The organism is Bacillus sp. ISL-4 (assembly GCF_018613275.1).
GTDB lineage: Bacteria > Bacillota > Bacilli > Bacillales > DSM-1321 > Peribacillus > Peribacillus simplex_E.
This window is the reverse complement of sequence record NZ_JAGGQN010000037.1, coordinates 51,713-62,659: the sequence shown is the minus strand read 5'-3', so window position 1 is coordinate 62,659 and position 10,947 is coordinate 51,713. Positions and strand designations below refer to the sequence as shown.

At 39.1% G+C, this 10,947-nt stretch carries 13 protein-coding genes; 3 read left to right on the top strand and 10 right to left on the bottom strand.

Annotated features, from left to right (window positions below; genetic code table 11):
- Positions 1-299 precede the first annotated feature (299 nt).
- Positions 300-533, bottom strand: a complete 234-nt coding sequence (locus tag J7J00_RS21050; RefSeq protein ID WP_098373550.1) for a hypothetical protein — start codon at positions 531-533, stop codon at positions 300-302.
- 132 nt (positions 534-665) lie between these two features.
- Between J7J00_RS21050 and pdaB the strand changes: the two genes are divergently transcribed.
- Positions 666-1,418, top strand: a complete 753-nt coding sequence (gene pdaB, locus J7J00_RS21045; protein ID WP_141994045.1) for a polysaccharide deacetylase family sporulation protein PdaB — start codon at positions 666-668, stop codon at positions 1,416-1,418.
- Between the two features lie 92 nt (positions 1,419-1,510).
- On the opposite strand, the gene J7J00_RS21040 is transcribed toward pdaB, so the two are convergent.
- Positions 1,511-2,191, bottom strand: coding sequence for a KinB-signaling pathway activation protein (locus J7J00_RS21040; protein ID WP_214794287.1), 681 nt, complete (start codon positions 2,189-2,191; stop codon positions 1,511-1,513).
- 137 nt (positions 2,192-2,328) lie between these two features.
- Between J7J00_RS21040 and gerD the strand changes: the two genes are divergently transcribed.
- Entirely contained in the window at positions 2,329-2,889 is a 561-nt protein-coding gene (gene gerD / locus J7J00_RS21035; RefSeq protein ID WP_214794285.1) for a spore germination lipoprotein GerD, read from the top strand.
- A gap of 44 nt (positions 2,890-2,933) precedes the next feature.
- On the opposite strand, the gene J7J00_RS21030 is transcribed toward gerD, so the two are convergent.
- From J7J00_RS21030 to J7J00_RS21010, 5 genes are all read right to left on the bottom strand, one after another.
- Complete coding sequence (locus J7J00_RS21030) at positions 2,934-3,992, bottom strand: Mrp/NBP35 family ATP-binding protein (RefSeq protein ID WP_214794283.1); 1,059 nt, start codon at positions 3,990-3,992, stop codon at positions 2,934-2,936.
- Positions 3,993-4,132: 140 nt separating this feature from the next.
- Positions 4,133-4,849: an N-acetylmuramoyl-L-alanine amidase CwlD gene (gene cwlD, locus J7J00_RS21025; RefSeq protein WP_214794281.1), complete on the bottom strand. Its 717-nt coding sequence runs from the start codon at positions 4,847-4,849 to the stop codon at positions 4,133-4,135.
- 81 nt (positions 4,850-4,930) lie between these two features.
- Positions 4,931-5,356 carry a DUF2521 family protein gene (locus J7J00_RS21020; RefSeq protein WP_214794279.1) on the bottom strand — a complete coding sequence of 142 codons (426 nt, stop codon included), beginning with the start codon at positions 5,354-5,356 and terminating at the stop codon, positions 4,931-4,933.
- 576 nt (positions 5,357-5,932) lie between these two features.
- Complete coding sequence (locus J7J00_RS21015; protein WP_214794277.1) at positions 5,933-6,463, bottom strand: ECF transporter S component; 531 nt, start codon at positions 6,461-6,463, stop codon at positions 5,933-5,935.
- 271 nt (positions 6,464-6,734) lie between these two features.
- Positions 6,735-7,283, bottom strand: a complete 549-nt coding sequence (locus J7J00_RS21010; protein ID WP_214794275.1) for a TetR/AcrR family transcriptional regulator — start codon at positions 7,281-7,283, stop codon at positions 6,735-6,737.
- A gap of 170 nt (positions 7,284-7,453) precedes the next feature.
- On the opposite strand from J7J00_RS21010, the gene J7J00_RS21005 reads away from it, so the two are divergent.
- Entirely contained in the window at positions 7,454-8,908 is a 1,455-nt protein-coding gene (locus J7J00_RS21005; RefSeq protein ID WP_214794273.1) for a DHA2 family efflux MFS transporter permease subunit, read from the top strand.
- A gap of 169 nt (positions 8,909-9,077) precedes the next feature.
- Here J7J00_RS21005 and rpsI read toward each other — a convergent pair whose 3' ends face one another.
- From rpsI to truA, 3 genes are all read right to left on the bottom strand, one after another.
- On the bottom strand, positions 9,078-9,470 hold the full coding sequence (rpsI, locus tag J7J00_RS21000) for a 30S ribosomal protein S9 (protein ID WP_057915234.1): 393 nt from the start codon (positions 9,468-9,470) through the stop codon (positions 9,078-9,080).
- A gap of 20 nt (positions 9,471-9,490) precedes the next feature.
- Positions 9,491-9,928: a 50S ribosomal protein L13 gene (gene rplM / locus J7J00_RS20995; protein WP_034304960.1), complete on the bottom strand. Its 438-nt coding sequence runs from the start codon at positions 9,926-9,928 to the stop codon at positions 9,491-9,493.
- Positions 9,929-10,195: 267 nt separating this feature from the next.
- Positions 10,196-10,936, bottom strand: a complete 741-nt coding sequence (gene truA / locus J7J00_RS20990) for a tRNA pseudouridine(38-40) synthase TruA (protein ID WP_286201506.1) — start codon at positions 10,934-10,936, stop codon at positions 10,196-10,198.
- Positions 10,937-10,947 lie beyond the last annotated feature (11 nt).

Genomic DNA, 10,947 nt, shown 5'->3' with positions numbered 1-10,947 from the left:
GGATCAAACTCTCCGAAGAAATGTTTGACTTGCTCATTTGCTTTTTTGATAGTGTGTGCTCACTTAAAATTTAACGTTGGCGCTTTGTTTTGTTCAGTTTTCAAAGAGCAATTTGTTCGCCATCTCTCTTAGCGACTTTAATATCTTAACATCTTATTACCACTGCGTCAATAACTTTTTTAAAAAAGTTTTTTTCATTCTTTTTCAAAAGCTATTACGTTTCAGCAACTTTTATAATATACCAGCGTATAAACCAATAGTCAATAGATATTTTGAATATAAATCACATTTAAATATCATTACTGATTCCACTCGGATAAATTCGTTTTCCCCCTCATATACATTAGGCATTCCTCCTCGGTGCTCACCCTTTTAAACAACCTGAAAAGAATGTTATATTTCTCGTTTATTGCCCTTTTGACTAAGTGATCGATTCTGTCATCCTGCAAATCGAATAGTATTTCATCCATCTCTCTTTTTAAAAGATACTCCAATTCCATCTTTTCCTTGTCATTAATCAATAAACCGAGCATGGTTCACACCTCCAACAGACAGCTTTCCCCATTCCCATCAATTTTATGAATTTTCAACTGATTTTTTTGCATAACAATAATCCTCGCGCATAAATTTGAAGACAAGAGTACTTTGGACAAGGGGATGGATTAATGAAATTTTTCATGGTGCTTCAAGCCAAGAACATCAAATATTATTCGTTAATTTTGCTTACGGCACTTTTTACCGCTTGGTTTCTTTTTGTACAAAACATTCTTCATGCCCCCGTTTTTTCTACAGAAGATGGGCCGAAAGCGGTTTATAAAGGTGAAAAGAATGTTGCGATTACGTTCAATATTGGCTGGGGTGATGAGAAAGCCGCTCCAATAATAGAGACATTAAAAAGAGAAAAGATTAAATCCGCCACTTTTTTCCTTGCGGGATCTTGGGCTGAACGTCATCCGGACATAGTGGCTGAAATTGTGAAAGAAGGATATGAAATCGGCATGCTTGGTTACGATTATAAGGATTATTCCGAAATGGAAGATCAGGAAATCATCCGGGATATTTCTAAAGCCCAGGAAGCATTTAAAAAACTTAATGTAAAGAATATAGAACTTTTACGTGCTCCCACCGGTCACTTTGATAAACGCCTCTTAAAGATCAGCAAGAATTTCGGATATACCGTTGTCCATTGGAGCATCGATTCAAAGGATTGGACCAATCCAGGTGTGGATCGGATCGTTCAGAACATCACCAAGGCACAAAAGGGTGATATCATCTTATTACATGCTTCAGACTCAGCAAAACAAACGAATAAGGCTCTACCGGAGTTAGTAAGTGAACTTCGATCAAAAAATTTAAACTTCGTTAACGTTTCTGAGATGATTTCCAATTCATCAGCAAGCAGTGAGGAAATCCGCTGACTGAAAAAACTGCGTACTAATGGTCTCCAAAACCTTTAGTACGCAGTTTTTATGTTTTGACTTCCTTATGTATGGACCGACTTACAAATAGGTTAGCTGCCTTTACCTAGTTCACCGGCTTTCATCTTTCCCTTTGCCGGAGATTGCTTACTCCCTCTTTTACTGGCCAATTCCCTTTGTGAACGTTCAATCAATTTGCTCAGAACCAATATTTGATAAGCATTGCAGACTAGCAACGGAAACAGCATGAAGTAAAGCCAGCTTTCATCATTGGCACTTAGGACAGGTATCCACTCCAAAACCGTGACCACAACCATGAAAAATAAGGCCGGTATGAACGACTGTTTATTCGTTTGTTTCATTTTGAAATAAGCTGTAATAAGCCCCGCGGCCAATACAACCAACGCTAACACGATGTAGGAACTGATCCCCTCGCCTGAACCAAAGCTGAGATATCGCAGGTAAACAAGATCGAATACAACAAAAAGAATGAGTACAAGTTGAACGGCATTCCATAAGGAAGCGCTTTTAAATATCCCCAGACCAAAACGATGTATCGTTAAATAGGCAAAAAAGCCGGCTTGGCTTATGACACTGAAAATTAATCCAACACCGAATAACCAAATAAAAGTTGATAGGATGGCACTGACTTCAAAAGAAGAAAAATAAGGCTTAAACTCACTCCACCGAGACAAGAACCCTACAACTCCGCCCGTTACACCACCTATAAGCAATGTTGTTAAAAACAATTTAACTAAGTTACGGCTGTTCATTGTTTTCCTCCATACATTTCTATTTCATTTCCTTAATTGTACCAACCAAATTTGGAAAAATCCACTTATTCCACCAAGGAATAATATCGCCGATTGGAACCATATTAACAGTAAGAAGGATGAAAGGGGCCCTGCGTATGAGAGTGGGAGTTACTTTGCTTTTCACATCATTCTTACTCGTTTGTTCCGGTTGTGCTCAAAATGGAGCAGGCGCAGAAAAAATGGAGTATGAAGAGACAAAGAAAATGGTCGTCGATATCTTGAAGACAGATGATGGAAAAAAAGCCATCCAGGATATCATTACTGATGATAAAACGAAAGCTGAACTTATTATGGATTCGGATGACATTAAGAAATCCATTGAAGATATTGTCACTTCAGATAAAGGGAAGGAATTTTGGAAAAAGACATTTAAGGATCCCGAGTTTGCTTCCGCTTATGCTAAAGCATTAGAAGATGAACATAAAAAGGTATTGAAGGACTTAACTGCTGATCCTCAGTATCGTGGAATGCTCATGGATATAATGAAAGAACCCGATATGGAAAAAGAAATGAATAAATTATTAAAAACAAAGGAAATGCGGTCGGTCTATAAAGAGCTGATCATCGAAACCATGGAGAGTCCTCTCATTCAGGCGAAAATGCAAGAGAAATTGGATAAAGCAGCCACTAAAGCTGTAGAGAAGGAGAAAAAGTAAAAAGAATGAACAGAGGCTGATTCCAATCGGAATCAGCCTTCTTTTCATTGTAGTTTTTCAATGACCTTTTTGGCAATATCTTCATAAATCCTACCGAGTCTATGGTCCGCTGCGTAAATGGATGGAGCAAAGTCCTCTTCGTTCCAATCTGGCTGTTGCAGGGGAAGTTGACCTAAAACTTCTGTACGAAGCTCTTCTGCAAGCTTCTCGCCGCCGCCTTTTCCAAATACATACTCTTTTTCACCGGTCGTTTTACTTTCGAAGAATGACATATTCTCTATGACACCGATGACTTCGTGTTCTGTCTTGATGGCCATGGCACCAGCTCTTGCCGCAACGAAGGCTGCAGTCGGATGCGGTGTCGTAACGATGATTTCTTTACATGAAGGGAGCATCGTATGAACGTCCAAAGCAACATCGCCTGTACCCGGCGGTAGGTCAAGGACCAGATAGTCCAAATCTCCCCATTCCACTTCATTAAAGAAACTGTTAAGCATTTTACCCAGCATCGGTCCTCTCCAGATGATCGGCGCGTTATCCTCTACAAAAAAGCCCATTGAGATAACTTGAACGCCAAACCGTTCTACAGGAATGATTTTTTCTCCGCGAACAACCGGTCTTTTTGTTATCCCCATCATATCAGGTACGCTGAATCCATAAATATCGGCGTCAACCAGCCCGACCTTTTTACCCAAACGAGCAAGTGAAGTAGCGAAATTCACTGAAATCGTGGATTTTCCCACTCCGCCTTTACCACTGGCGATCGCGATGAATTGTGTTTTGCTGTTAGGTCCAAGCAAACCTTGGTCCGCTTCATCCTGAGGAATGCTTTCACGATGCTTGGCCAACTCCTCTTCTGAAAGCTCCGTGAAACGGATACCTACCGATTCCGCTCCGTTCGTTTTCAGCAAGTCCACAACTTCCGATTGCATTTGCATTTGTTCGGCAGTCCCCGTTTTCGCAATCGCAAGTTTAACGCTTACATGATTCTTTTCAGGCTTTATTTTGATTTCTATAACTCCATTTGTCTCTTCAAGGTTTTTATGTAGAAAAGGGTCTTTAAGATCCTTTAATAAATTCAGTACTTTCTCTTCTGTTAACAAGTCGAGCACCCCTTTGAATTTTATTTTCCCATTTTTCAGTATAACATATAACAGAAAGAAAGCTTATTATCTTCCCCGCATGCGAAACCTGATAATTTTCCCCATAATAAAAAGGTCTTGTACCTTACAAGACCCCGACATCACTCTTTATCCGATAGTTTTTCCTCTGTAAAGTACCGTAAAATGCCCATATAAATCGAACTGGCAACCTTTTCTTGATACTTATCACTGATAAGGCGTTCCCTTTCCTCGGAATTGGAAAGAAACCCAATTTCCACAAGAGCTCCCGGTTTTTTAGCATAATTCATTAAATACACATGATTAATCGTTTTTGCATCACGCTTTGTATTTTCCAGGTTTCTAATGATTTCAGTTTGAATGAATTTTGCCACCTGTTCATTTTCCTCAAACCTGTTTGTATAAAAGGTCTGGGCACCTTTCGATGACGCTGATGGAAAAGAGTTCAAATGAATGCTTAAGAATAAGTCCGCTTCCGAATCATTGATCATTTCAACCCGATTCCGTAAGTCTTCCTGTTTTCGCTGGCGGACACCCTTTGTATTTCCCTGTGCCAAGTCCTCATCCTTCTCACGTGTCATGATGACAAGGGCACCCTGTTCCTGTAAATAGTCCCTGACCTTTAATGAAACGGAAAGGGCAATTTCCTTTTCCATAACTTCTTGTATATTTGCCCCGCCGTCCATTCCTCCGTGACCTGCATCCAAGATGATGACCTTACCTGACAACGGAAGATTCCAGGAGTCCCAAGAATCATCTTCAACAAATTTAAAAGTCACAATTAAAAAAAGGACAAACAATCCCATAGCGATCCCTGTATATTTCAACTTTTTGCGCATGACCGTTCCCCTTCCATGATCTCTCTACTAAAAAGTATGGGACAAACCATGAAATTAGAACAAGGAATGGGATTTGCCTTCTTAATGCAGTTTCATTTTATATCGTTTTTCTCCAGTCTTAAAGCCGTCCAGCCACCAATCTCCAACAAACCCTTCACAACAATAAAACAAACCTTCATCGAAAGCGTTATTAACTGTAACTTCCCGCCAATACAAAATAAAGTTAAAAAGAGTATCGACCAAAAACTTCTCTTCCTTCCAGCACCTGGACCTAACATCTTCTTCCGACTCACCATAATAGCCAAACTTACTATAGTTTGCTCCTAATAAATAAGCCTCGATGGCAACATCAAAGTAGCCTTCCTCCAAAACATCCATCAAATCCTGTCCGAAGTAACGCTTAATCCTCCCCTTCATATCTTCGATAGAAAGTTCCCTTAGCAGCCTACGTTCGAACTTCAATTGCCTTTCCCTTTGCATCTCCTGTAAACCTAATATCACAGCCATAATTCACCTCCGGGGCAATTCCCCATTTCCCAAAATTATTTCCCAAGACATAATTTTAGTTTTAGCGTTCTATTTTGAACCATTCATTTATTCTATTGGCAAAAAATAATGAGGATAGGTTCGGCAGGTAATTGAAAATGGCCAATCGATATGCAATATGATAAGAAACCTGTTAAAGTTCAGACTGCACAAGGACCTTAATGTTAGAAAACCAGGAGTTTTCTCCCCTAACCCGCCACTCAGGCAGCTACCTGAGGCTGACCTTTCCGACTTGGGCCGCTCACTGCGCATGGCTCTTTTGACCTTGATCAATACTGATTATTCATGTCGTGTTCTTCCTTAAACTTAAGCCAGCCATCCTCCATGACAACTTCAGGCTTTGTGGTCTATTAAGATAAAAAGGACATCCATGGTTAACGGATGTCCTTTGATAAAACATTTTATAATAGCGAATTCATTTAATACCCGCTTACTTAGCAGGATGTCTTTTTAAACTGCCTGAGGTTCAGAGCGCAGTACAACATCCAAAGGTGGTGCAACACAAAGTTTAAAATGGCTTCCTATTTTTGTTTCACTTTATATCTGTCCAGCTCTTTTCTTTAATCGACCAGCAAGTGGCACTACAATTATACCAGCTATTACGACCTGCATCACGTTTCCGGGGATGGAGCCAAATGGCTGTATCCAGTTACCATAAAGAATAACTTCGACAAAATAGTAGCCGACGATTTTTATAACCAATGCAACGGCAACGGCCATAGTGTATACCAATTCTCTTTTGCCCGGTACCTTTTCGGATATAAGGCCGGCTAGATAGCCCATTGCTCCTACAATAACGAATGTAAACGGTGCCCATGCCGCCCAACCAGAGAAAAGATCGAAGAAGGCCATACCGAAGGCGCCTGCTATCGCTCCTGTTTTTTTGCCATAAACCAAAGCAGCTATGAAAAGGGGAACGTTCCCCAGATGGATCAGGCCGCCGTTACCCATTATTGGGAGCTTGATGTTGATGAACATTGTCGCTACAAGGGTTAATGCAATGAATAGCGCATTGATGACCAAGGCTTTTGTTTTAGTTGTTTCAATCGGTGAGTATGTTGAATTCATATGAAGTCCTCTTTCTTTTTTTAAGTATTATCATACTCCTAAACAGGAACTTAATAAATATGGATTTCACAAAAAATTCTGTATGACATAAATAAACTCATGTGTAAACAAATGGAACATAACTATCATCAACATCTGAAGCCCCTTCACTGCGGCGTTTCATTTGCATAGAGTCTGGAAGACTTGGATGGGTGGCATGGTATGGTCTTATTTTTTTCCGGGCATAAAAAAGACTTAATGAAATTCAAGGTTCATTCAAACGGTTTTAGAATCATTGCACTCTGTACATTAAATAAATTTGGTTGGCAATATAATCTGAACTAAAATGAAGCCCCTTTCTTAACCACCATATTATAATGCCTACCAATGAGGCCGTTTTAATATCAATGTCAACATAATCAGCAGGTAAATCCTTCTTGGTATTCTTCCGTCTTATTTCTACTAATTGCTTTAATAATGAAAACAATTGTTCCTCAAATTGATTCGTCTTAAATAAAACAAGTAAATAATTTCGATGGATATATAAATAATCTAGTAATTGAGTTAGCTGTTGTTTTTCTGATAAATCTTTTGCATGTATTAAAGAAAAAATTTTATCAGAAAGCTCATTTAAAATCTCATCGGTGATTTGCGTTAGTAAATCTTGAATATCCTGATAATGCAGGTAAAATGTTGTTCGGTTTAATCCTGCTTTAGCTGCGATTTTCTGAACCGTTAAATTTGAAATGGCAGGGTCCCCGGATAAGAGAGCAATGACAGCGTTCTTAAACATCTCCCTTGACCGAATTGTACGAGGATCTTCTTTTTTAGGAATAGACATTTTTAACTCCTTTATAGATTTTCTTTGACTTTCTCAACAGCGTATATCCCTATGTCGATTAGTGAACATTTTCAAGAAAACTGTTCATGGTAAACAACATATATTTTTGTTACCATCGATTTTATCGACACGATGTTGAGAATGCAAGTCAAAAATAAAGGAGTTTACGAATGAGTAATGATATAACAGAAAGAAATAAAAAAATTTTATTAATTGTACTGATTGCTGGCTGTTTTTTATCAACATTAAATCAGACTTTATTAAATGTTGCATTGAGTGGTTTAATGGACGTATTTCATGTAACTGCTGCAACTGTACAATGGTTATCAACAGGATTTATGCTAGTGAACGGTGTTTTAGTGCCGATTACGGCTTTTTTAATGAAACGGTTTACAACAAGGCAGCTATTTATTAGCTCGATGTTCTTTTTGTTAATCGGATCTGCACTTAGTGCATGTGCTGTGAATTTTGGCATGCTGTTAACGGGAAGAATGATTCAAGCAATTGGTGCCGGGATAATAATACCTCTAATGATGACAGTTATTTTATATTTATATCCTAGCGAAAAGCGTGGAAGTATTATGGGGACAATCGGCTTTGCGATAATTTTTGCTCCAGCCATAGCTCCTACATTATCTGGTTTTATCATTGAATATGTTTCATGGAGATGGTTATTTATTGGGTTAACCCCATTTATCATAATCGTCATTGTTCTAGCGTTCAAATATTTAATGAATGTTGCAGAGACAACAAAAGCAAAATTAGATATCACAAGTGTCATTTTATCAACGATTGGTTTTGGCGGCATATTATTTGGATTTAGCAGTGCAGGAAGCAAGGGATGGGATATTCTCGTTATCATTACTACAATAATCGCCGGAATAATCGTGACGGCTCTATTCTGTTTACGACAAATGAAATCCAGCGATCCATTATTAAATTTATCTGTATTTAAGTACAAAGTTTTCACGCTCACATCTTTCCTCAATGTACTGATTACGATGATTATGTATGCGGATTTAATTCTTTTACCAATTTACTTGCAGAATGGACGAGGTTTTACAGCATTTGAAGCAGGTTTACTGTTATTGCCTGGAGCTGTGATTAATGCCTTCTTGTCCCCTGTCACTGGTAAAATGTATGATAAATACGGCGCTAAACCACTCTTTATTACAGGTCTAGTATTTATCATTGTTTCGATGTGGGGAGTCATAGATATAAACGAATCCACAACCTATATCTATTTAATGGTCCGTACCATTATATTACGAATTGGATTAAGCTTTATTACCATGCCTTTAAATACAGCAGGGCTGAATGCTTTACCAAGAGAATTGGGTTCCCATGGTTCAGCTGTAAATAATACCATTCGCCAATTGTCAGGGGCTATTGGAACAGCAGTTGTCATCACAGTGTATACAACGCAAGCAACTTCACATGTCTCTGAGCTAACAGTGCAAAATGAAAACATTACAGCTAGACAATTAGAGGCATTAGCTTCTATCTTCGGCTCAAGTAATGCCTATGTTTTTATGTTAATCCTATCTTTTGTGGCGTTAATTTTTGCATGCTTTATGCCGAAAAAAGCCGCAATTAAAAAAAGTGAAAGTGAATCCCCTAACTAAAATCGTTAACAATGCGTTCTTTAAAATAAAGCATATCTGGGATATCCCGGATATGCTTTATTATTTTATATATATAAGTTCATGGAGCGTGATGTGATCAAAATCTTTTTCCGGACAAAAAAAAGACCCCAACCAAAATGGTTGAGGGCCTTTCGAAACGGTAATAGAATTAACGTTTTGAGAACTGAGGTGCACGACGTGCGCCTTTAAGACCGTATTTTTTACGCTCTTTCATACGTGGGTCACGAGTTAGTAAACCAGCAGTTTTAAGAGATGGACGGTATTCTGGATCAACTTGTAGCAATGCACGAGCGATACCGTGACGGATTGCTCCAGCTTGACCAGTGTATCCACCACCGCTAACGTTTACTAGAATGTCGTAATTTCCAGTAGTTTCTGTTGCAACTAGTGGTTGGTTAACAACTTCACGTAATGCTGCGAAAGGAATATATTCATTAATGTCACGACCGTTAATAACGATGCGACCTTCGCCTGGTACTAAACGTACACGAGCTACTGAGCTCTTACGGCGACCAGTACCATAATATTGAACTTGTGCCAAGATAGTAACCTCCTTAGTAATTATCCGCGTAATTCGTATACTTCTGGTTGTTGAGCAGCGTGTGGGTGCTCAGCTCCAGCGTATACGTGTAATTTTTTGTAGATTTGACGACCAAGAGAATTCTTTGGAAGCATACCTTTGATAGCAAGTTCAAGCATTCTCTCAGGGTAGTTTGTACGCATTTCAAGAGCAGTTCTAGTTTTAAGACCGCCTGGATGCATAGTGTGACGGTAATAAATTTTGTCTGTCAATTTTTTACCAGTCAAGTGGATTTTTTCAACATTGATAAGAATTACATGATCACCAGTGTCAATGTTCGGTGTAAAAGTTGGTTTATGTTTACCACGTAAGATGGATGCTACTTCAGTAGAAAGGCGACCCAAAGTTTTGCCTTCAGCGTCAATCACATACCATTTACGTTCTACTTCATTAGCTTTCGCCATAAATGTCGTACGCATGGTTAACCTCCTAAAAAACTTTTTAATTTTTTATATTTATTTTCAATCACAATAAACTTCCGGGGCTTATCGTGGGATTAAAATACATACCATATTATATTAACTTCTCCCAGATTCATTGTCAAGGGAATGTTACACTAGGATAAGTTGTCTATAAAACACTCTTTGCAACTCCATGAAAAGGTCAGTATAGCGACAAACCGCTCCATTACTGATTTCATCCCGTTTTCCAGTTGTAAAAAAACTGGTATCACTTCGAAAATATTTTTATTTGTAAAATACTTTCCATAAATACAAGCCTTGGGCCGGCGCTGTTTTCCCTGCAAAACTGCGGTCCTTTTTGTCCAAAATCCCACTCATGTCACGGGGTGACATCTTGCCGCTGCCGACATCCAGGAGCGTGCCAACCAGGATACGGACCATATTATACAAAAAACCTTCGCCAACGAAGCGGAAAACCATAAAATCATCGCTCTCTTCAAAATCCATTTCTTTTATGGTTCGAACTTTATCGATAACTTCCGTTTTTGCCGAACAAAAACTTGTAAAGTCATGTGTCCCTATCAAATAGGAGATTGCTTCCCTCATCGCCTCCCCATCTAATGGGAAGGGATAATGATAGGCGTAATTTCTTTGGAACGGATCCCGTAGTTTCGAACGGGCTATGATATAACGGTACTCTTTCCCAGTCGTATGGAACCTCGCATGAAAATCGTCAGGCACGATATCGACTTCCAGAACGATGATATCGGTCGGAAGAAGGGCGCTGAACGCCTTTACCCAGTTTTCAGTAGGGAATGTAAGGGGTGAATCAAAGTGAAGTACTTGCCCCTTTGCATGGACCCCTGAGTCTGTCCTGCCTGAAGCAGTCACTTTTATAATTGTGCCTTTATGCATTTGGGCCAAGACTGCCTCGAATTCACTTTGTATGGTGCGTTTCTCTGGCTGCACCTGATAACCTGCAAAATCCGTGCCGTCATAAGCGATCACACATTTATATTTTGGCATAGTTCTCTTCC

Coding starts and splice junctions, on each gene's coding strand:
- truA (WP_286201506.1), bottom strand. CDS start 10,936: ATGCCAAAATATAAATGTGTGATCGCTTATGACGGCACGGATTTTGCA.
- pdaB (WP_141994045.1), top strand. CDS start 666: ATGAAATTTTTCATGGTGCTTCAAGCCAAGAACATCAAATATTATTCG.
- rplM (WP_034304960.1), bottom strand. CDS start 9,928: ATGCGTACGACATTTATGGCGAAAGCTAATGAAGTAGAACGTAAATGG.
- J7J00_RS21020 (WP_214794279.1), bottom strand. CDS start 5,356: ATGGCTGTGATATTAGGTTTACAGGAGATGCAAAGGGAAAGGCAATTG.
- J7J00_RS21015 (WP_214794277.1), bottom strand. CDS start 6,463: ATGAATTCAACATACTCACCGATTGAAACAACTAAAACAAAAGCCTTG.
- J7J00_RS21005 (WP_214794273.1), top strand. CDS start 7,454: ATGAGTAATGATATAACAGAAAGAAATAAAAAAATTTTATTAATTGTA.
- gerD (WP_214794285.1), top strand. CDS start 2,329: ATGAGAGTGGGAGTTACTTTGCTTTTCACATCATTCTTACTCGTTTGT.
- J7J00_RS21040 (WP_214794287.1), bottom strand. CDS start 2,191: ATGAACAGCCGTAACTTAGTTAAATTGTTTTTAACAACATTGCTTATA.
- J7J00_RS21010 (WP_214794275.1), bottom strand. CDS start 7,283: ATGTCTATTCCTAAAAAAGAAGATCCTCGTACAATTCGGTCAAGGGAG.
- J7J00_RS21050 (WP_098373550.1), bottom strand. CDS start 533: ATGCTCGGTTTATTGATTAATGACAAGGAAAAGATGGAATTGGAGTAT.
- cwlD (WP_214794281.1), bottom strand. CDS start 4,849: ATGCGCAAAAAGTTGAAATATACAGGGATCGCTATGGGATTGTTTGTC.